Source organism: Kluyvera sp. (assembly GCF_965301105.1).
In genome coordinates this window covers 1-20,653 of the sequence record NZ_CBDKZX010000024.1, presented here as the reverse complement: position 1 = coordinate 20,653, position 20,653 = coordinate 1, and the positions used below count along the sequence as shown (strand labels likewise).

18 protein-coding genes are annotated in these 20,653 nt (G+C 54.4%); 16 read left to right on the top strand and 2 right to left on the bottom strand.

Annotated elements, in window-relative coordinates; all coding sequences use genetic code 11:
- Positions 1 to 19: 19 nt before the first annotated feature.
- Entirely contained in the window at positions 20 to 2,692 is a 2,673-nt protein-coding gene (gene glnD / locus ACW14G_RS11020) for a bifunctional uridylyltransferase/uridylyl-removing protein GlnD (RefSeq protein WP_167576713.1), read from the bottom strand.
- Positions 2,693 to 2,752: 60 nt separating this feature from the next.
- Positions 2,753 to 3,547, bottom strand: a complete 795-nt coding sequence (gene map, locus ACW14G_RS11015; RefSeq protein ID WP_163447268.1) for a type I methionyl aminopeptidase — start codon at positions 3,545 to 3,547, stop codon at positions 2,753 to 2,755.
- A gap of 332 nt (positions 3,548 to 3,879) precedes the next feature.
- Between map and rpsB the strand changes: the two genes are divergently transcribed.
- The 16 genes from rpsB to dnaE form a co-directional block, all read left to right on the top strand.
- Positions 3,880 to 4,605, top strand: coding sequence for a 30S ribosomal protein S2 (gene rpsB / locus ACW14G_RS11010; protein WP_455648592.1), 726 nt, complete (start codon positions 3,880 to 3,882; stop codon positions 4,603 to 4,605).
- Between the two features lie 135 nt (positions 4,606 to 4,740).
- Entirely contained in the window at positions 4,741 to 5,592 is an 852-nt protein-coding gene (gene tsf / locus ACW14G_RS11005; RefSeq protein WP_455648591.1) for a translation elongation factor Ts, read from the top strand.
- 169 nt (positions 5,593 to 5,761) lie between these two features.
- Entirely contained in the window at positions 5,762 to 6,487 is a 726-nt protein-coding gene (gene pyrH / locus ACW14G_RS11000; RefSeq protein WP_000224567.1) for a UMP kinase, read from the top strand.
- Between the two features lie 151 nt (positions 6,488 to 6,638).
- Positions 6,639 to 7,196 carry a ribosome recycling factor gene (gene frr, locus ACW14G_RS10995; protein ID WP_163447270.1) on the top strand — a complete coding sequence of 186 codons (558 nt, stop codon included), beginning with the start codon at positions 6,639 to 6,641 and terminating at the stop codon, positions 7,194 to 7,196.
- A gap of 88 nt (positions 7,197 to 7,284) precedes the next feature.
- Positions 7,285 to 8,481: a 1-deoxy-D-xylulose-5-phosphate reductoisomerase gene (gene ispC, locus ACW14G_RS10990; RefSeq protein ID WP_223803279.1), complete on the top strand. Its 1,197-nt coding sequence runs from the start codon at positions 7,285 to 7,287 to the stop codon at positions 8,479 to 8,481.
- Positions 8,482 to 8,718: 237 nt separating this feature from the next.
- A complete protein-coding gene (gene ispU, locus ACW14G_RS10985) occupies positions 8,719 to 9,477 on the top strand; it encodes a (2E,6E)-farnesyl-diphosphate-specific ditrans,polycis-undecaprenyl-diphosphate synthase (protein ID WP_163447274.1) in 759 nt (252 codons plus the stop codon).
- 12 nt (positions 9,478 to 9,489) lie between these two features.
- On the top strand, positions 9,490 to 10,347 hold the full coding sequence (cdsA, locus tag ACW14G_RS10980; RefSeq protein WP_163447276.1) for a phosphatidate cytidylyltransferase: 858 nt from the start codon (positions 9,490 to 9,492) through the stop codon (positions 10,345 to 10,347).
- Between the two features lie 11 nt (positions 10,348 to 10,358).
- Positions 10,359 to 11,711, top strand: a complete 1,353-nt coding sequence (rseP, locus tag ACW14G_RS10975) for a sigma E protease regulator RseP (RefSeq protein ID WP_163447278.1) — start codon at positions 10,359 to 10,361, stop codon at positions 11,709 to 11,711.
- A 31-nt stretch (positions 11,712 to 11,742) separates the two neighbouring features.
- Entirely contained in the window at positions 11,743 to 14,160 is a 2,418-nt protein-coding gene (gene bamA, locus ACW14G_RS10970; protein ID WP_455648590.1) for an outer membrane protein assembly factor BamA, read from the top strand.
- A gap of 124 nt (positions 14,161 to 14,284) precedes the next feature.
- On the top strand, positions 14,285 to 14,770 hold the full coding sequence (gene skp, locus ACW14G_RS10965) for a molecular chaperone Skp (protein ID WP_065356564.1): 486 nt from the start codon (positions 14,285 to 14,287) through the stop codon (positions 14,768 to 14,770).
- 3 nt (positions 14,771 to 14,773) lie between these two features.
- Positions 14,774 to 15,799 (top strand): UDP-3-O-(3-hydroxymyristoyl)glucosamine N-acyltransferase, encoded by a 1,026-nt coding sequence (lpxD, locus tag ACW14G_RS10960; RefSeq protein WP_064547586.1) that lies wholly within the window; start codon positions 14,774 to 14,776, stop codon positions 15,797 to 15,799.
- Between the two features lie 103 nt (positions 15,800 to 15,902).
- Entirely contained in the window at positions 15,903 to 16,358 is a 456-nt protein-coding gene (gene fabZ, locus ACW14G_RS10955; RefSeq protein ID WP_052285413.1) for a 3-hydroxyacyl-ACP dehydratase FabZ, read from the top strand.
- Positions 16,359 to 16,361: 3 nt separating this feature from the next.
- Positions 16,362 to 17,150, top strand: a complete 789-nt coding sequence (lpxA, locus tag ACW14G_RS10950; RefSeq protein ID WP_064547588.1) for an acyl-ACP--UDP-N-acetylglucosamine O-acyltransferase — start codon at positions 16,362 to 16,364, stop codon at positions 17,148 to 17,150.
- Positions 17,150 to 18,298 carry a lipid-A-disaccharide synthase gene (lpxB, locus tag ACW14G_RS10945; protein ID WP_249022293.1) on the top strand — a complete coding sequence of 383 codons (1,149 nt, stop codon included), beginning with the start codon at positions 17,150 to 17,152 and terminating at the stop codon, positions 18,296 to 18,298. Before lpxA ends, lpxB begins: the two co-directional genes overlap by 1 nt.
- On the top strand, positions 18,295 to 18,891 hold the full coding sequence (rnhB, locus tag ACW14G_RS10940; RefSeq protein ID WP_163447282.1) for a ribonuclease HII: 597 nt from the start codon (positions 18,295 to 18,297) through the stop codon (positions 18,889 to 18,891). Before lpxB ends, rnhB begins: the two co-directional genes overlap by 4 nt.
- A gap of 36 nt (positions 18,892 to 18,927) precedes the next feature.
- Positions 18,928 to 20,653: DNA polymerase III subunit alpha (gene dnaE / locus ACW14G_RS10935; RefSeq protein WP_455648589.1), on the top strand; the 1,726-nt coding region annotated here is incomplete at its 3' end.

The window sequence follows — 20,653 nt, the reverse complement described above, 5'->3', positions numbered from 1 at the left end:
ATTCACTAATAAAAATACGTCACCCTTTATCGTTTGGATTGAGGGCCGCTGTCAACCGTTGTTGCACTTCTTGTTGCAGCTCATTATTAAGGGCACGCCGGTCGGCGGTGGCGATTATAAATAAATCTTCTACTCGTTCACCAATTGTCGTAATTCTGGCCCCGTGTAGCGAAATACCGAGGTCGGCAAACACCTGGCCGACGCGCGCCAACAGCCCCGGCTGGTCAAGGGCGATTAGCTCAAGGAATGACCGACGGTCGGTATGGGTCGGCAGGAAATTGACCTCAGTATCGACGGAGAAGTGGCGCAGTTTGGCGGCCTGGCGACGCGGCTGCGGCGGCTGCCAGCTACGCTGGGTAATCGCCTGCTCCAATCCTAAGCGGATGGCTTCGTGGCGATCGCTGGAGAGCGGGCTGCCGTCCGGCTCAAGCACGATAAAGGAGTCCATCGCCATACCGTCGCGGGTGGTAAAGATCTGTGCGTCGTGGACGCTCAGGTTGCGACGGTCCAGTTCGGCGCAGACGGCAGCGAACAGGTACGGGCGGTCCGGACTCCAGATAAAGATCTCGGTGCCGCCGCGCGTTGCCTGCGGGCTCAGCAGAATCATCGGCTGACTGAGATCGTGTTTAAGCAGGTGACGAGCGTGCCACGCCAGCTGGTTCGGCGTGTGGCGGACAAAGTAGTTGGCGCGGCAGCGGTTCCAGATCTGGTGCAGCGCTTCTTCATTGATGTTATCCATGCGCAGCAGCGCCAGCGCCTGCATCTGGTGATGACGCACGCGTTCACGCATATCCGGCGTGTTCTGCATCCCACGACGCAGCTGTTTTTCAGTGGCGAAATACAGCTCGCGCAGCAGGCTCTGTTTCCAGCTGTTCCACAAGGTTTCGTTGGTCGCGCAAATATCGGCGACCGTCAGGCACACCAGGAAGCGCAGACGGTGTTCGGTCTGCACCTCTTCGGCGAACTGTTTGATGACTTCCGGATCCTGAATATCGCGGCGCTGGGCGGTGACCGACATCAGCAGATGCTGGCGTACCAGCCAGGCGACCAACTGGGTTTCACGCGAATTCAGACCATGCAATTCGGCGAATTTCAGCACGTCCTGAGCACCGAGGATTGAGTGGTCGCCGCCGCGCCCTTTGGCGATATCGTGGAACAGGGCGGCAATCAGAATCAGTTCCGGATGGTTGAGCCGCGGCCAGAGGTCGACGCAAAGCGGATGGCGCGAACGGGTCTCCTCATTGGCAAAACTCTCCAGCTTCAGCAGCACGCGGATGGTGTGCTCGTCGACGGTATAGGCGTGGAACAGGTCGAACTGCATTTGGCCGACGATATATGACCACTGCGGCATATAGGCCCACAGCACGCTGTGGCGGTGCATCGGCAGCAGGCCGCGGCTCACCGCGCCGGGGTGGCGCAGCATATTGAGGAACAGGGAACGCGCCTCTGGGATATAGCACAGCGGCTCGGTCAGATGACGTCGGGCATGGCGCAGGTGGCGCAGCGTGGTGGAATAGATGCCGGTGATGTTGCTGTTGCGCACCATCATGTAGAACATCCGCAAAATAGCCTGCGGCTCGCGGATAAACAGCGTATCGTCGCGCAGATCGATCAGCGTCCCGCGCAGCTGGAAGTCATCGTCGATGGCGCGCGGTTTTTCATCTTCCGTCAGGGCGAGAATCGCTTCATCGAACAACTGCAATAGCATGTGGTTCAGCTCGCCCACGCGACGGGTGACACGATAGAAGTCTTTCATCATGTGTTCGATCGGCTGATTGCCTTCGCCGGCATATTTCAGCCGCTGGGCGACGCTGAGCTGACGATCGAACAGCAGACGGTTGTCGTAGCGATTAAGTTCAAGGTGCAGGGCAAAGCGAATGCGCCACAGCAGATGCAGACACTCGTTAAGCTCGTTGCGCTCGGCCTCGGTGAGGAAGCCAAAGCTGACCATTTCATCGAGCGAGGTGGCGCCAAAGTGGCGGCGAGCGACCCACTGAATGGTGTGGATGTCGCGCAGGCCGCCGGGGCTGCTTTTAATGTCCGGTTCCAGATTGTAGCTGGTGCCGTGGTAGCGCTGGTGGCGCGCCTCCTGCTCGGCGACTTTCGCCGGGAAAAAGTTTTCCGACGGCCAGAAGCCTTCGCTGAAGATGTGTTTTTGCAGCTCAAGGAACAGCGCGACGTCGCCGATCAACAGGCGCGATTCAATCAGGTTGGTGGCGACGGTTAAATCGGATAACCCTTCCAGCAGGCACTCTTCCAGCGTGCGCACGCTGTGGCCGACTTCCAGCTTGATATCCCACAGCAGCGTCAGCAGTTCGCCGATTTTCTGCGCCTGCTCGTCGGGCAGCTTTTTGCGGCTGAGGATAAGCAGGTCGACGTCCGAAAGCGGATGCAGCTCGCCGCGACCGTAGCCGCCGACGGCGACCAGCGCAGCGTCCTCAACCTCGCCAAAACCGTAGTGCAGCCACAGGCGCTGGAGCATCTGGTCGATAAATTCGGTGCGCGCCTCGATGAGCTGTTCCGCGCTGACGCCTTCGTCGAACGCGACGCCGAGCCAGCGCTGGAAGGCTTCCAGCCGGCTTTTGATATCGGCGCAGTTCAGGCTGTCTTCGGGCCAGTGTACCGGGTTGTCCGGCTGGCCTGGCAGAGTGGGAAGGGGGGTACAAGCCAGTTCAGGTATGGAGTTACTCATTGCGCCACCCATAAGAAAAAACGATTACCCAAAAAAAAGCCGGCATTTGCCGGCTTTTCATTATTCGTTGTGCGAGATTATCGCCGGGATGGTGTCATCCGAGCGTAACGTCAATATTTCGCAGCCGTTGTCTGTCACCACAATAGTATGCTCGTACTGCGCAGACAAGCTCCGGTCTTTGGTTTTTACCGTCCAGCCGTCCTTCATGGTACGAATCTCTTTCTTCCCGGCGTTGACCATCGGTTCGATGGTGAAGGTCATGCCTTGTTTCAGGACCACGTCGGTTTCACGAGAGTCATAGTGCAGCACCTGCGGTTCTTCGTGGAAGCCGCGGCCAATGCCGTGACCGCAGTATTCACGCACCACGGAGAAGCCTTCCGCTTCAACGAACTTTTGAATCGCCGCGCCAATTTCGCGCAGGTTCACGCCCGGTTTCACCATTTTGAGCGCCAGGTACAGGCTCTCCTGGGTAACGCGGCACAGACGTTCGCCGAGAATGGTCGGTTTGCCAACGATGAACATTTTCGACGTATCGCCGTGGAACTCATCTTTAATCACGGTCACGTCGATGTTGACGATATCGCCATCTTTCAGATGTTTTTCGTCATCCGGGATGCCGTGGCACACCACTTCATTGATAGAGATACAGACCGATTTCGGATATCCGTGGTAGCCGAGGCAGGCGGAGATTGCTTTCTGTTCGTTGACAATATAGTCGTTGCAAATGCGATCCAGCTCGCCGGTGGTCACGCCAGGCTTGACGTGCGGGGCGATCATTTCCAGCACTTCTGCGGCCAGACGGCCAGCAACGCGCATTTTTTCAATATCTTCTGGAGTCTTAATAGAAATAGCCATGGAATATGTCCATCAGTGTCGATTTTTTCGACAATAATTGAGTATTAGTGATGTCAATGTTAACAGCCAGGAGTACCCCCTGCCAAATTGAGAATCATTCTGAACTTCGCCTTTCGTGCCCTGCGTCGGCGATAACAACTGTTGGTATCTGCGTCGGTTTTATGGTATAAAGCGCGCCGAACTTCCGCTCATTGTTTTGTCCGGAAGCGACAAATCTCACTTTGTGTAAATAACACACACGTATCGGCACATATTCCGGGGTGCCCTTTGGGGTCGGTAATATGGGATACGTGGAGGCATAACCCCAACTTTATCTATAGAGGTTTTAAACCATGGCAACTGTTTCCATGCGCGACATGCTCAAGGCTGGTGTTCACTTCGGTCACCAGACCCGTTACTGGAACCCGAAAATGAAGCCTTTCATCTTCGGCGCGCGTAACAAAGTTCACATCATCAACCTTGAGAAAACTGTACCGATGTTCAACGAAGCTCTGGCTGAACTGAACAAGATCTCTTCTCGTAAAGGTAAAATCCTTTTCGTTGGTACTAAACGCGCTGCAAGCGAAGCGGTGAAAGAAGCTGCTAAGAGCTGCGACCAGTTCTTCGTGAACCATCGCTGGCTGGGCGGTATGCTGACTAACTGGAAAACCGTTCGTCAGTCCATCAAACGTCTGAAAGATCTGGAAACTCAGTCTCAGGACGGTACTTTCGACAAGCTGACCAAGAAAGAAGCGCTGATGCGTACTCGTGAGCTTGAGAAACTGGAAAACAGCCTGGGCGGTATCAAAGACATGGGCGGCCTGCCGGACGCACTGTTCGTTATCGATGCTGACCACGAGCACATTGCTATCAAAGAAGCGAACAACCTGGGTATCCCGGTATTCTCTATCGTTGATACCAACTCTGATCCAGATGGCGTTGATTTCGTTATCCCGGGTAACGACGATGCAATCCGTGCTGTGACCCTGTACCTGAGCGCTGTAGCTGCTACCGTTCGTGAAGGCCGTTCTTCCGATCTGGCTTCCCAGGCGGAAGAAAGCTTCGTAGAAGCTGAGTAATAAGGCACGCTCGTTAGAGCCCTTATAAACCAGGTAGTAACACGTTTGGTTAGGGGGCCTGTTTATGGCCCCCTTTTTCACTTTTAAATCTGTACGGTTTCGGCCGGGCAGATCAAATCTTCCGAGGATTTTAGAATGGCTGAAATTACCGCTTCCCTGGTAAAAGAGCTGCGTGAGCGTACTGGCGCAGGCATGATGGATTGCAAAAAAGCCCTGACTGAAGCTAATGGCGACATCGAGCTGGCAATCGAAAACATGCGTAAATCTGGCGCGATCAAAGCGGCGAAAAAAGCAGGCAACGTTGCTGCTGACGGCGTGATCAAAACCAAAATCAACGGCAACATCGCCTTCATTCTGGAAGTTAACTGCCAGACTGACTTCGTTGCTAAAGATGCTGGTTTCCAGGCATTTGCTGACAAAGTACTGGACGCTGCCGTTGCTGGCAAAATCACTGACGTTGAAGTTCTGAAAGCACAGTTCGAAGAAGAACGTGTTGCGCTGGTAGCGAAAATTGGTGAAAACATCAACATTCGCCGCGTTGCTGCGCTGGAAGGCGACGTTCTGGGTTCTTATCAGCACGGTGCGCGTATCGGTGTTCTGGTTGCTGCTAAAGGCGCTGACGAAGAGCTGGTTAAACAGCTGGCAATGCACGTCGCTGCAAGCAAGCCAGAATTCGTTAAGCCAGAAGACGTGTCTGCTGAAGTGGTAGAAAAAGAGTACCAGGTTCAGCTGGACATCGCGATGCAGTCTGGTAAGCCGAAAGAAATCGCAGAGAAAATGGTTGAAGGCCGCATGAAGAAATTCACCGGCGAAGTTTCTCTGACCGGCCAGCCTTTCGTTATGGATCCAAGCAAGTCTGTTGCTCAGCTGCTGAAAGAGCACAACGCTGACGTAACTGGCTTCATCCGCTTCGAAGTGGGCGAAGGCATCGAGAAAGTTGAGACTGACTTCGCAGCAGAAGTTGCTGCAATGTCCAAGCAGTCTTAATTGCAGTAAAGGAGCCGCCTGAGGGCGGCTCTCTTTTGTGTAGTAAAGCACGTGTAGTAAAGAACATCGTCATGTGGAAATCAGCCAGCTCCTATAGGGTTCAGGTGGCAAGGAACGCATGATGTCACTTGAATTAAACCATCCCATTCGTGACACCTCAGGAAAGAAAATGGCTACCAACGCAAAACCTGTCTACAAACGTATTCTGCTCAAGCTTAGCGGCGAAGCCTTGCAGGGCACTGAAGGCTTCGGTATTGACGCAAGTATTCTTGACCGTATGGCGCAAGAGATTAAAGAACTTGTTGAGCTGGGCATCCAGGTGGGTGTCGTTATTGGTGGTGGCAACCTGTTCCGTGGTGCGGGTCTGGCAAAAGCCGGTATGAACCGCGTTGTGGGCGACCACATGGGCATGCTGGCTACGGTAATGAACGGCCTGGCAATGCGTGACGCACTGCATCGCGCCTATGTGAACGCCCGCCTGATGTCGGCAATTCCGCTGAACGGCGTTTGCGACAACTACAGCTGGGCAGAGGCGATCAGCCTGCTGCGTAATAACCGCGTCGTGATTCTGTCCGCCGGTACCGGCAACCCGTTCTTTACCACCGACTCCGCAGCCTGCCTGCGCGGCATCGAAATCGAAGCCGACGTGGTACTGAAAGCAACCAAAGTTGACGGCGTCTTCACCGCTGATCCGGCGAAAGATCCGTCTGCCACCATGTACGATCAGCTGACCTACAGCGAAGTACTGGATAAAGAACTGAAAGTCATGGATCTGGCGGCCTTTACGCTGGCCCGTGACCACAAACTGCCGATTCGCGTATTCAACATGAACAAACCTGGCGCGCTGCGCCGCGTGGTGATGGGCGAAAAAGAAGGCACTTTGATTACGGAATAATTTCCGTCACGGCCATTTCCGGGTAAGATTCGCCTTTACCCGGCAGAATGACATAATTCTGTGGCATGATTTAAACGAGACTATACTTAGCGCATTCACTGCAATGTGCCATTGTCTGGTCGACTGAGACTAGTTTTCAAGGATTCGTAACGTGATTAGCGATATCAGAAAAGATGCCGAAGTACGCATGGATAAATGCGTAGAAGCATTCAAAAACCAAATCAGCAAAATTCGCACGGGTCGTGCTTCTCCCAGCCTGCTGGATGGCATCATCGTTGAATATTACGGCACCCCGACGCCGCTGCGTCAGCTGGCAAGCGTGACCGTAGAAGATACCCGTACGCTGAAAATCAACGTGTTTGACCGTTCTATGGGCCCTGCCGTTGAAAAAGCGATCATGGCGTCTGACCTCGGTCTGAACCCAAGCTCCGCGGGTACCGATATCCGCGTTCCGCTGCCTCCGCTGACCGAAGAGCGTCGTAAAGATCTGACCAAAATCGTTCGTGGCGAAGCAGAACAAGCGCGCGTTTCCGTGCGTAACGTTCGTCGAGATGCGAACGACAAAGTGAAGGCGCTGCTGAAAGACAAAGAGATCAGCGAAGATGACGATCGCCGCTCTCAGGAAGAAGTACAGAAACTGACCGATGCTGCTATCAAGAAAGTGGAAGCGGCGCTGGCAGAGAAAGAAGCGGAACTGATGCAGTTCTAAGACTGTGTGAGTTGTGCTATTAACGCCGTACAGGAAGCGTCGCAGCTTCGCTGGCGGCGTTTTGCATTTTATCAATCCTGGATCTCTCATGAAGCGATTAACTGTTCTGGGCTCAACAGGCTCGATTGGCTGCAACACGCTGGATGTGGTACGCCATAACCCCGAAAGTTTTGCGGTTACAGCGCTGGTTGCGGGCAAAAATGTCGATCGAATGATCGAACAGTGCCTGGAGTTTTCTCCTCGCTATGCGGTGATGGACGACGCGAAAAGCGCCAATGCGCTGATGCTGGCGTTGCGTGAGCATGGGAGTCGTACCGAAGTGTTGAGCGGGCAACAAGCGGCGTGTGACGTCGCGGCGCTCGACGAGGTGGATCAGGTTATGGCGGCCATCGTCGGCGCGGCAGGTCTGGTACCGACGCTGGCGGCCATCCGCGCGGGGAAAACCATTCTGCTAGCGAACAAAGAGTCGCTGGTGACCTGCGGTCGGCTATTCCTGGAAGCAGTAAAGCAGCACGGCGCGCAGCTTCTCCCGGTCGACAGTGAACATAACGCTATCTTTCAGAGTTTACCGCAAAGTTTTCAGTCCGACTTAGGGTACGCTGAGCTGTCGCAGCATGGAGTCTCCTCCATTCTGCTTACCGGATCAGGTGGCCCGTTCCGGGAGACGCCGATTGCTGAACTGAGCGCAATGACGCCGGATCAGGCGTGTCGTCACCCGAACTGGTCGATGGGACGCAAAATTTCCGTCGATTCGGCCACTATGATGAATAAAGGTCTGGAATACATCGAAGCCCGCTGGCTGTTCAATGCTTCAGCTAAGCAGATGGAAGTACTGATTCATCCGCAGTCGGTGATTCACTCGATGGTGCGTTATCAGGACGGTAGCGTGCTGGCGCAACTGGGTGAGCCTGATATGCGGACGCCGATTGCCAATACCATGGCCTGGCCGCAACGCGTCGTATCCGGAGCGAAGCCGCTGGATTTCTGCAAGATGGGCGCACTGAGCTTCTCTGAGCCGGATTATGCGCGCTACCCTTGTCTGAAGCTGGCGATGGACGCCTTCGAGCAAGGGCAGGCGGCGACCACCGCGCTGAATGCGGCTAACGAGATCTCCGTGGCGGCATTCCTCGACGGCCAGATCCGCTTTACCGACATTGCGGCGCTCAATCTGGCGGTGCTGGAACATCTCGACCTCAGGGAACCACAGAACGTGGATGAGGTGTTGATTATTGATGCCAGCGCACGCGAAGCGGCAACCTTGCAGACGAAATATTTCGTCAGGTAATGAGAGCAGAATCAGCATACGAGCCGTCATGGCATTTGTTAGCATCTGGCTTCAGTGATATAGTCTGCGCCACCCTATCGCTGCGCGTTTTGGCTGGGCGATAGGGAGAGCCGTGATTTAGCACGGCTTTTTTGCGAGACAAAGACACGTAAAATCAATCGGGTTTGCCTGAGCGATAAAGTGTATAGCTGTATTCCGGGGTACCGCTCATCCCTTTTCATGGATTATAAACGCGTTATGTTGTCTGCTAATCAACCAACCAGCGAGAATTTGCCAGCCCACGGTTGCCGCCATGTGGCAATTATTATGGATGGCAACGGCCGCTGGGCGAAGAAGCAAGGTAAGATTCGCGCCTTTGGGCACAAAGCCGGGGCGAAATCTGTGCGTCGTGCCGTTGCCTATGCCGCGAATAACGGTATTGAAGCATTGACGCTATACGCGTTCAGCAGTGAAAACTGGAATCGCCCTGAGCAAGAGGTGAGCGCTCTGATGGAGCTGTTCGTCTGGGCGCTGGATAGCGAAGTAAAAAGTCTGCACCGGCATAACGTTCGGCTGCGGATTATTGGCGATACCCGTCGGTTTAACTCACGCCTGCAAGAGCGGATCCGTAAAGCGGAAGCGCTGACGGAAAATAACACGGGGTTAACATTGAACATTGCCGCTAACTACGGCGGTCGATGGGATATTGTTCAGGGAGTTCAGCGCTTAGCCGAACAGGTTCAGGAAGGGGAACTCCGCCCCGATCAAATCAATGAAGAACTGCTCAGTCAGCAGGTCTGCATGCATGAACTGGCTCCCGTAGATTTAGTTATTAGGACCGGGGGAGAGCATCGAATCAGTAATTTTCTTATCTGGCAAATTGCCTATGCTGAACTTTACTTTACAGATGTTCTTTGGCCCGATTTCGATGAACAAGACTTTGAGGGTGCACTGCATGCGTTTGCCAATCGTGAACGGCGTTTCGGTGGCACCGAGCCTGGTGGCGACAAGGCCTGATGGGGGTAGCTTTTGCTGAAGTATCGCCTGATTTCTGCATTAATTTTAATACCGGTTGTCATTGCAGCCCTGTTTTTGCTGCCACCTGGCGGCTTCGCGATTGTTACGCTGGTCGTTTGTATGCTGGCGGCGTGGGAATGGGGGCAATTAAGCGGTTTCACCTCGCGCACCCAACGCGTGTGGCTGGCGGTACTGTGTGGCCTGTTGCTGGCACTGATGCTCTTTATGATCCCGGAGTATCACCATAATATTCACCAACCCGTGGTGGAAACATCGCTATGGGCCTCGGTGGTCTGGTGGCTTGTGGCGCTGGTTTTAGTCCTCTTTTATCCAGCTTCTGCCGGGTTCTGGCGTCAGTCAAAGACGTTGCGCTTGATTTTCGGTATCGTGACCATCGTACCGTTTTTCTGGGGCATGCTGGCGCTGCGCGCCTGGCACTATGATGAAAATCACTATAGCGGCGCGCTGTGGCTGCTTTACGTCATGATCCTGGTCTGGGGTGCAGATTCCGGCGCTTATATGTTCGGCAAGCTGTTTGGTAAGCATAAGCTGGCGCCGAAGGTTTCTCCGGGTAAAACCTGGCAAGGGTTTATCGGCGGTCTGGTGACGGCAGCGATTATCTCCTGGGCTTACGGTTTATGGGCAAATCTGGACGTCGCACCATCCGTGCTGCTAACCTGTTCCATCGTGGCAGCGCTGGCTTCCGTTTTGGGCGATCTCACTGAGAGTATGTTCAAGCGTGAAGCGGGTATTAAAGACAGTGGTCATTTGATTCCCGGTCACGGTGGGATCCTTGACCGAATCGACAGCCTGACGGCGGCGGTACCGGTCTTTGCCTGCCTGCTGCTGCTGGTTTTCAGGACGATTTAACGGATGGACTTATGCTGAGCATTCTCTGGAACCTGGCCGCGTTTATTATTGCGCTAGGGGTATTGATCACCGTACACGAATTTGGTCATTTCTGGGTTGCTCGGCGCTGTGGTATCCGTGTAGAGCGCTTTTCTATTGGCTTTGGTAAAGCGCTGTGGCGCCGCGTCGATAAACGCGGCACCGAATTTGTTGTCGCCCTTATCCCGCTGGGCGGCTACGTCAAAATGCTTGATGAGCGCGTTGACGCAGTGGCGCCAGAGCTGCGCCACATGGCGTTTAACAATAAAACGGTTGGCCAGCGCGCCGCTGTTATCGCTGCGGGCCCCATCGCCAACTTCCTTTTCGCCATCTTCGCCTATTGGCTGGTGTTTATCATTGGTGTCCCTGGTATTCGTCCGGTTGTTGGTGAAATAACCGCCAATTCCATCGCCGCGACAGCACAAATTGCACCAGGCACGGAACTAAAAGCCGTAGATGGTATCGAAACGCCTGACTGGGATGCTGTGCGCATGGCGCTGGTGGCCAAAATTGGTGATGAAAGCACCACTCTCACCGTGGCCCCTTTCGGCAGCGAGCAGCGTCAGGATAAAATCCTCGACCTGCGGCACTGGGCGTTCGAGCCGGATAAAGAAGATCCGGTCACTTCGCTTGGTATACGTCCGCGCGGCGCGCAAATTGAACCGGTGCTGGCAGAAGTGCAATCTGACTCTGCGGCGCGTAAAGCCGGTTTACAAGCAGGGGATCGGATCGTTACAGTCAACGGTCAACCGCTGACGCAATGGATGACGTTTGTTACGCTGGTGCGTGATAACCCAGGCAAAGCGTTACAGCTAGAGATCGAAAGGCAGGGCAGTCTCTTGTCTTTAACTCTGATACCGGATACAAAACACGGTAGCGGAAAGGCGGAAGGGTTTGCAGGGGTAGTACCGAAGATTATCCCGCTGCCTGAGGAATATAAAACAGTGCGCCAGTATGGGCCATTCAGCGCCATCGTCGAAGCCACGGAGAAAACCGGGCAGTTGATGAAGCTGACGGTCAGTATGCTGGGAAAATTGATCACCGGTGACGTCAAACTGAACAACCTCAGTGGGCCGATTTCAATCGCCCAGGGGGCTGGGATGTCTGCGGAGTATGGGCTGATTTACTACCTGATGTTTCTTGCACTCATCAGCGTGAATTTAGGCATAATCAACCTGTTCCCGCTCCCCGTATTAGATGGGGGACATTTGCTGTTTTTGGCGATTGAGAAGCTGAAAGGCGGCCCGGTATCCGAGCGAGTTCAAGACTTTAGTTACCGCATCGGCTCGATTTTGCTGATGATGTTAATGGGGCTTGCACTTTTCAATGATTTCTCTCGGTTGTAAGAGAGTTAGTTAGGAAGAACGCATAATAACGATGGCGATGAAAAAGTTGCTCATAGCGTCGCTGCTGTTTAGCAGCGCGACTGTATACGGTGCTGAAGGGTTCGTGGTGAAGGACATTCATTTCGAAGGCTTGCAGCGTGTCGCTGTTGGTGCGGCCCTTCTCAGTATGCCAGTACGTCCTGGCGATACCGTCACTGATGACGACATCAGTAACACCATTCGCGCCCTGTTTGCGACGGGCAACTTTGAGGACGTCCGCGTCCTGAGAGACGGCGATGTGTTGCTGGTGCAGGTCAAAGAGCGTCCAACCATTGCGAGCATCACTTTCTCCGGCAACAAGTCGGTGAAAGATGACATGCTCAAGCAAAACCTGGAAGCCTCTGGCGTTCGCGTCGGTGAATCTCTCGACCGTACCACCCTCTCCGATATCGAGAAAGGGCTGGAAGATTTCTACTACAGCGTCGGTAAGTACAGCGCGAGCGTGAAGGCGGTTGTCACCCCTCTGCCGCGTAACCGTGTCGACTTGAAGCTGGTCTTCCAGGAAGGGGTCTCTGCAAAGATCCAGCAGATCAACATCGTCGGTAACCATGCGTTCAAGACCGAGGATCTGATCTCCACTTTCCAGCTGCGTGATGAAGTGCCGTGGTGGAACGTCGTTGGCGATCGTAAATACCAGAAACAGAAGCTGTCGGGCGACCTTGAAACCCTGCGCAGCTACTATCTGGATCGCGGCTATGCGCGTTTCAACATTGATTCCACTCAGGTGAGCCTGACGCCGGATAAAAAAGGCATTTATATCACCATTAACATCACCGAAGGCGACCAGTACAAACTGTCTGGCGTCCAGGTGACCGGTAACCTGGCGGGTCATTCGGCTGAAATTGAAAGCCTGACCAAAATTGAGCCGGGCGAGCTGTATAACGGCGCGAAAGTGACCAAAATGGAAGATAACATTAAGAAACTTCTTGGTCGCTACGGCTATGCCTACCCGCGCGTACAGTCTCAGCCGGAAATCAACGACACCGATAAAACCGTTAAGCTGCACATCAACGTGGATGCCGGCAACCGTTTCTACGTGCGTAACATCCGCTTTGTCGGTAACGATACGTCCAAAGATTCCGTTCTGCGCCGTGAAATGCGTCAGATGGAAGGGGCATGGCTGGGCGGCGACCTGGTTGACCAGGGTAAAGATCGTCTGAACCGTCTGGGCTTCTTCGAAACGGTCGATACGGAAACGCAGCGCGTACCGGGCAGCCCGGACCAGGTAGACGTAGTCTACAAAGTCAAAGAGCGTAACACCGGTAGCTTCAACTTCGGTATCGGCTACGGTACAGAAAGCGGCGTGAGCTTCCAGGCGGGCGTTCAGCAGGATAACTGGTTAGGTACCGGTTACTCTGTCGGTATCAACGGTACCAAGAACGACTACCAGACCTATACCGAGCTTTCTGTGACCAACCCGTACTTTACGGTGGATGGCGTTAGCCTTGGCGGTCGTGTCTTCTACAATGACTTTAAAGCGGATGATGCTGACCTGTCGTCCTACACCAACAAAAGTTATGGTGTAGATGGTACGCTGGGCTTCCCGATTAACGAATACAACTCACTGCGTGCGGGTCTGGGGTACGTCCACAACGACCTGTCCAATATGGAACCGCAGGTGGCGATGTGGCGTTATCTGAACTCTATCGGTCAGAGTCCGGGCACCACCAGTGATGATAACGGGTTTACAGCTGATGATTTCACCTTCAACTACGGTTGGACATATAACAAACTCGACCGCGGCTACTTCCCGACGGACGGTTCACGTGTCAACCTGAACGGTAAAGTGACGATTCCGGGCTCTGATAACGAGTTCTATAAAGTTACGCTGGATACGGCGTCCTATTTCCCGCTTGATGAAGACCATCAGTGGGTGGTGCTGGGTCGTACCAAGTGGGGTTACGGCGACGGTCTGGGTGGTAAAGAGCTGCCGTTCTATGAGAACTTCTATGCCGGTGGTTCCAGCACCGTGCGTGGTTTCCAGTCCAATACCATCGGTCCGAAAGCAGTTTATTATCGAGGGGATGGGCTGGATAACTGTGATGAGAATTCGACGAATTCAGTTTGTAAGTCTGATGATGCTGTCGGTGGTAACGCCATGGCAGTGGCTAGTCTGGAACTGATTGTACCTACACCGTTTATTAGCGATAAGTATGCTAACTCAGTACGTACATCGTTCTTCTGGGATGCCGGTACTGTATGGGATACCAACTGGGATTCTTCATCTGTTCCTGCAAGCGCGAATGTGCCTGACTATGGCAAACCGGGCAATATCCGTATGTCCGCGGGCATCGCATTACAATGGATGTCACCATTGGGGCCGTTGGTCTTCTCCTACGCCCAACCGTACAAGAAATACGATGGAGACAAGTCCGAGCAGTTCCAGTTTAACATTGGTAAAACCTGGTAATTGCTCTTTGCAAAGGAATGCGGGTTCAGTGTAGTTTGCTGGCATTAGGCGATAGCGTCAGGTGGCTTCGGCCACCAAAAGAACAGTACCTTCGGGTACGTATGGGATGGTAAGGAGTATTATTGTGAAAAAGTGGTTAGTCGCTGCAGGTCTGGGTTTAGCAATGGCGGCGTCTGCTCAGGCAGCAGACAAGATTGCAATTGTTAACATGGGTAGCCTGTTCCAGCAAGTTGCACAGAAAACTGGCGTTTCCAGCACCCTGGAAAACGAATTCAAAGGCCGTGCTAGCGAACTTCAGCGCATGGAAGGTGACCTGCAGTCTAAAATGCAGCGTCTGCAGTCTATGAAAGCAGGTAGCGATCGCACTAAACTGGAAAAAGACATCTCTGCACAGCGTCAGACTTTCTCCCAGAAAGCGCAGTCCTTTGAACAAGACCGTCAGCGTCGCACCAACGAAGAACGTGGCAAACTGGTTACTCGTATCCAGACCGCTGTGAAATCCGTTGCTGCAAGCCAGAGCATCGACCTGGTGGTTGACGCTAACGCCGTTGCATTCAACAGCAGCGATGTTAAAGACATCACCGCTGATGTACTGAAACAGGTTAAATAAGTAATGCCTTCAATTCGACTGGCTGATTTAGCTCAGCAGTTGGATGCGGAATTACACGGTGATGGCGATATCGTCATCACCGCTGTCGCGTCCATGCAATCCGCTAAGGCGGGTCATATCACATTCCTGGTTAACCCCAAGTATCGTGAACACCTGTCCGCTTGCGAAGCGTCAGCGATTGTCCTGACGCAAGATTTACTGCCTTTTGCCAAAGGCGCTGCGCTGGTAGTGAAGAACCCCTACCTTACTTACGCGCGCATGGCACAAATTTTAGATACCACGCCACAGCCGGCGCAGGATATCGCTCCGAGCGCGGTCATTAGCCCGACCGCGACCCTCGGCAACAACGTCTCCATCGGCGCGAACGCGGTGATTGAGTCTGACGTTGTGCTTGGCGATAACGTTGTGATTGGGGCGGGGTGTTTCGTTGGTAAAAAAACGAAAATTGGCGCCGGTTCTCGCCTGTGGGCGAATGTAACCATTTACCACGAAGTCGAGATCGGTGAGAATTGCCTGATCCAGTCCAGCACCGTCATCGGTTCTGACGGCTTTGGTTATGCCAACGATCGCGGCAACTGGGTGAAGATCCCTCAGTTGGGTCGCGTGATTATTGGCGATCGCGTGGAGATCGGCGCCTGTACGACGATCGACCGCGGCGCGCTTGACGATACGCAGATCGGCAACGGTGTTATCATTGATAACCAGTGCCAGATTGCGCACAACGTGGTGATTGGCGACAATACCGCGGTCGCAGGCGGCGTGATTATGGCCGGTAGCCTGAAAATTGGGCGTTACTGCATGATTGGCGGTGCCAGCGTGATTAACGGCCACATGGAAATCTGCGATAAAGTCACCGTAACCGGTATGGGCATGGTTATGCGCCCGATTACCGAACCTGGCGTATACTCGTCCGGTATTCCGCTCCAGCCTAACAAGACCTGGCGCAAAACGGCTGCACTGGTGATGAATATTGATGAAATGAGCAAGCGTCTCAAAGCTGTTGAACGCAAGCTTGATAATCAAGACTAATTTTCATCGGTATCGCATGATACTTTCCGGCCTGTCGGCATTCTTGTAATCCGGCAGGCCGTGTTATTATTGTCCCTTAGTATATTTTGACAGGAAGAGTATTTTGACAACTGACACTCATACTCTGCACATTGAAGAGATTTTAGAACTTCTGCCGCACCGTTACCCGTTCTTACTGGTAGACCGCGTGCTGGATTTTGAAGAAGGTCGTTTTCTGCGCGCAGTGAAAAATGTTTCCGTAAATGAGCCGTTTTTCCAGGGCCACTTCCCTGGCAAGCCGATTTTACCGGGCGTGCTGATTCTGGAAGCGATGGCGCAGGCCACGGGTATTCTGGCGTTTAAAAGCGTCGGTAAACTGGAGCCAGGCGAGCTGTACTATTTTGCAGGCATTGATGAAGCGCGCTTCAAGCGTCCTGTCGTGCCTGGCGATCAGATGATTATGGAAGTTACCTTCGAGAAAACCCGCCGTGGCCTGACTCGCTTTAAAGGCGTTGCGCTGGTCGATGGTAAAGTGGTTTGCGAAGCAACAATGATGTGTGCGCGTAGCCGGGAGTCCTGATCCGTGATTGATAAAACCGCCTTTATCCATCCTACCGCCATTGTGGAAGACGGTGCCGTTATCGGTGCTAACGCCCACATTGGCCCGTTTTGTATTGTGGGACCTAACGTCGAAATTGGCGAAGGTACCGTACTGAAGTCTCACGTTGTGGTTAACGGCCATACTAAAATTGGTCGTGATAACGAGATCTATCAGTTCGCCTCTATCGGGGAAGTTAACCAGGATCTGAAATACGCTGGTGAGCCGACTCGTGTGGAAATTGGCGATCGCAACCGCATTCGCGAAAGCGTCACCATTCACCGTGGCACAGTACAGGGCGGTGGATTGACGAAGGTGGGCAGCGATAACCTGCTGATGATCAACGCCCACGTGGCGCACGATTGTACGGTGGGCGACCGCTGCATCCTTGCCAATAACGCTACCCTTGCCGGACACGTTTCGCTGGATGATTTCGTTATCATCGGCGGCATGACCGCGGTGCACCAGTTCTGCATCATCGGTGCGCACGTGATGGTAGGCGGCTGTTCTGGCGTTGCTCAGGACGTTCCGCCGTACGTTATTGCTCAGGGCAACCACGCGACGCCGTTTGGCGTCAACATCGAAGGTCTGAAGCGCCGTGGCTTTAGCCGCGAAGCGATCACCGCGATTCGCAATGCTTATAAAGCGTTGTACCGCAGCGGCAAAACGCTGGAAGAAGTGAAGCCGGAAATTGCCGAGCTGGCGAAGCAGTATCCGGAAGTTCAGCCCTTTAGCGATTTCTTTGCCCGCTCAACGCGCGGCCTGATTCGTTAATGGCTGAACAGCGTCCCCTGACGATTGCCCTGGTCGCCGGAGAAACCTCCGGCGATATTCTTGGTGCAGGCCTCATTCGCGCTCTCAAGGCGCGAGTCCCTGACGCGCGCTTTGTCGGCGTGGCCGGTCCGCGTATGCAGGCCGAAGGCTGCGAAGCCTGGTACGAGATGGAAGAGTTGGCGGTGATGGGGATCGTGGAAGTGCTGGGGCGTCTGCGTCGCCTGCTGCACATTCGCGCCGATCTCACCCAACGCTTCACTGAACTCAAGCCCGATGTCTTTGTTGGCATTGATGCCCCCGATTTCAACATCACGCTGGAAGGCAACCTCAAGAAGCAGGGGATCAAAACGATCCACTACGTCAGCCCGTCCGTGTGGGCCTGGCGACAAAAACGCGTCTTCAAAATTGGCAGATCCACCAATATGGTGTTGGCTTTCCTGCCTTTTGAAAAAGCGTTTTATGACAAATTTAACGTCCCGTGCCGCTTTATCGGCCACACCATGGCTGATGCCATGCCGTTGGATCCGGATAAAAACGCCGCGCGGGATACGCTGGGTATTGCCCACGATGTCCACTGTCTGGCGATGCTGCCGGGCAGCCGTGGTGCCGAAGTGGAGATGCTCAGCGCCGACTTTTTAAAAACCGCGCAGCTGTTGCGCCAGCAGTACCCCGACCTTGAAGTGGTGGTGCCGCTGGTTAACGCGAAGCGTCGCGAGCAGTTCGAACGTATCAAAGGGGAAGTGGCGCCCGATCTCCACGTGCACATGCTCGACGGCATGGCGCGCGAGGCGATGATCGCCAGCGACGCGGCGCTGCTGGCCTCAGGCACGGCGGCGCTGGAGTGCATGCTGGCCAAATGTCCGATGGTGGTGGGCTATCGCATGAAACCGTTCACCTTCTGGCTGGCGAAGCGGTTGGTGAAGACCGAGTATGTTTCGCTGCCGAACCTGCTGGCTGGCCGCGAGCTGGTCAAAGAGCTGCTGCAGGATGAGTGTGAGCCGCAGCGGCTGGCCGAGGCGCTACAGCCGCTGCTGGCCAACGGTAAAACCAGCCACGCGATGCACGATACCTTCCGTGAGCTGCATCTGCAAATTCGCTGTAATGCGGATGAACAGGCGGCAGACGCGGTGCTGGAGCTAGCACAATGATTGAATTTGAATATCCCCATACCCATCTTGTGGCGGGTGTGGATGAAGTCGGGCGTGGCCCGCTGGTCGGCGCGGTCGTCACGGCGGCGGTGATCCTCGATCCTGCCCGTCCGATTGTCGGGCTCAACGACTCTAAAAAACTGAGCGAAAAGCGCCGTCTGGCGCTGTTTGACGAAATCAAAGAGAAAGCGCTGTGCTGGAGCCTTGGCCGCGCCGAGCCGCATGAAATTGACGAGCTCAATATTCTGCATGCCACCATGCTGGCGATGCAGCGCGCGGTGGCCGGGCTGGCTATCGTACCGGAATACGTGCTGATTGACGGCAATCGCTGTCCCAAGCTGCCGATGCCGTCGATGGCGGTGGTGAAGGGCGATAGCCGGGTGGCAGAAATCAGCGCCGCGTCTATTCTCGCTAAAGTCACGCGCGATGCGGAAATGGCGGAGCTGGACACGGTGTTTCCACAATACGGTTTTGCCCAGCACAAGGGCTACCCAACCGCTTTTCATCTGGAAAAGTTAGCGCAATATGGCGCAACCGAACATCACCGACGCAGCTTTGCTCCCGTCAAACGCGCACTGGGACTGGCGTCCTGATTCTTGTGTCGAGAATAAGTTAACCGGAATCTAAAGATGGCTGAACCACGTTTTGTGCACCTGCGGGTGCATAGCGACTACTCCATGATTGATGGGCTGGCGAAAACCGGGCCGCTGGTGAAAAAGGCGGCCTCTTTGGGCATGCCTGCGCTGGCGATCACCGATTTTACCAACCTTTGCGGTCTGGTGAAGTTCTACGGGGCAGGCCACGGTGCCGGGATTAAACCGATTGTCGGCGCCGATTTCCATGTGCAGAGCGATCTGCTCGGCGAAGAACTCACCCATTTAACGGTGCTGGCAGCGAACAACCAGGGCTACCAGAACCTGACGCTACTGATCTCCAAAGCCTATCAGCGCGGTTATGGCGCTGCGGGCCCCATTATCGACCGCGACTGGCTGATTGAGCTGAAAGAGGGCTTGATTCTGCTCTCCGGCGGACGTATGGGGGATGTGGGTCGTAGCTTGCTGCGCGGGAATATGGCGCTGGTGGATCAGTGCGTTGATTTTTATGAACAACACTTCCCGAACTGCTATTTTCTTGAGCTGATTCGTACCGGTCGTCAGGATGAAGAATCGTACCTACATGCGGCGGTAGAGCTGGCGGAAAGACGTGGTCTTCCTGTGGTCGCGACCAACGACGTGCGTTTCCTCGAACCGGGCGACTTCGACGCCCACGAGATTCGCGTCGCCATTCATGATGGTTTTACCCTCGACGACCCGAAACGCCCGCGCAACTATTCCGCGCAGCAGTACATGCGCAGCGAAGACGAGATGTGCGAGCTGTTTTCCGATATCCCGGAAGCACTGGAAAATACCGTTGAGATCGCCAAGCGCTGTAACGTCACGGTGCGCCTTGGCGAATATTTCCTGCCGCAGTTCCCGACTGGCGATATGACCACCGAGGACTTCCTCGTAGCGAAATCGAAAGAAGGGCTGGAAGAGCGTCTTGAATTCCTGTTCCCGGATCCGGAAGTGCGCGCTAAGCGTCGTCCGGAATATGATGAGCGTCTGGATGTGGAACTTCAGGTTATCAACCAGATGGGCTTCCCCGGCTACTTCCTGATCGTGATGGAGTTTATCCAGTGGTCCAAGGATAACGGCGTGCCGGTAGGGCCGGGCCGTGGTTCCGGTGCAGGTTCGCTGGTGGCGTATGCGCTAAAAATTACCGATCTCGATCCGCTGGAACTTGACCTGCTGTTCGAACGTTTCCTTAACCCGGAACGTGTTTCGATGCCCGACTTCGACGTCGATTTCTGCATGGAGAAACGCGACCAGGTTATCGAGCATGTGGCCGAGATGTATGGCCGCGATGCGGTATCGCAGATTATTACCTTCGGTACCATGGCGGCAAAAGCGGTTATCCGCGACGTAGGCCGCGTACTGGGGCACCCGTACGGCTTCGTGGACCGTATCTCTAAGCTGGTGCCGCCCGATCCGGGCATGACGCTGGCGAAAGCGTTTGAAGCTGAACCGCAGCTGCCGGAAATTTACGAGGCGGATGAAGAGGTGCGCGCGCTAATCGATATGGCGCGCAAACTGGAAGGTGTGACGCGTAACGCCGGTAAACACGCCGGTGGCGTGGTGATCGCGCCAACCAAAATTACCGACTTTGCGCCGCTTTATTGCGATGAGCAGGGGCTGCATCCGGTAACCCAGTTCGATAAGAACGATGTGGAATACGCGGGGCTGGTGAAGTTCGACTTCCTTGGCCTGCGTACGCTCACCATCATCAACTGGGCGCTGGAGATGATCAACGCCCGCC

What these genes read in the sequence shown, in the direction of transcription:
- glnD (WP_167576713.1), bottom strand. Translation starts at nt 2,692, where the DNA reads ATGAGTAACTCCATACCTGAACTGGCTTGTACCCCCCTTCCCACTCTG.
- map (WP_163447268.1), bottom strand. Translation starts at nt 3,547, where the DNA reads ATGGCTATTTCTATTAAGACTCCAGAAGATATTGAAAAAATGCGCGTT.
- rpsB (WP_455648592.1), top strand. Translation starts at nt 3,880, where the DNA reads ATGGCAACTGTTTCCATGCGCGACATGCTCAAGGCTGGTGTTCACTTC.
- tsf (WP_455648591.1), top strand. Translation starts at nt 4,741, where the DNA reads ATGGCTGAAATTACCGCTTCCCTGGTAAAAGAGCTGCGTGAGCGTACT.
- pyrH (WP_000224567.1), top strand. Translation starts at nt 5,762, where the DNA reads ATGGCTACCAACGCAAAACCTGTCTACAAACGTATTCTGCTCAAGCTT.
- ispC (WP_223803279.1), top strand. Translation starts at nt 7,285, where the DNA reads ATGAAGCGATTAACTGTTCTGGGCTCAACAGGCTCGATTGGCTGCAAC.
- ispU (WP_163447274.1), top strand. Translation starts at nt 8,719, where the DNA reads ATGTTGTCTGCTAATCAACCAACCAGCGAGAATTTGCCAGCCCACGGT.
- rseP (WP_163447278.1), top strand. Translation starts at nt 10,359, where the DNA reads ATGCTGAGCATTCTCTGGAACCTGGCCGCGTTTATTATTGCGCTAGGG.
- bamA (WP_455648590.1), top strand. Translation starts at nt 11,743, where the DNA reads ATGGCGATGAAAAAGTTGCTCATAGCGTCGCTGCTGTTTAGCAGCGCG.
- lpxD (WP_064547586.1), top strand. Translation starts at nt 14,774, where the DNA reads ATGCCTTCAATTCGACTGGCTGATTTAGCTCAGCAGTTGGATGCGGAA.
- lpxB (WP_249022293.1), top strand. Translation starts at nt 17,150, where the DNA reads ATGGCTGAACAGCGTCCCCTGACGATTGCCCTGGTCGCCGGAGAAACC.
- rnhB (WP_163447282.1), top strand. Translation starts at nt 18,295, where the DNA reads ATGATTGAATTTGAATATCCCCATACCCATCTTGTGGCGGGTGTGGAT.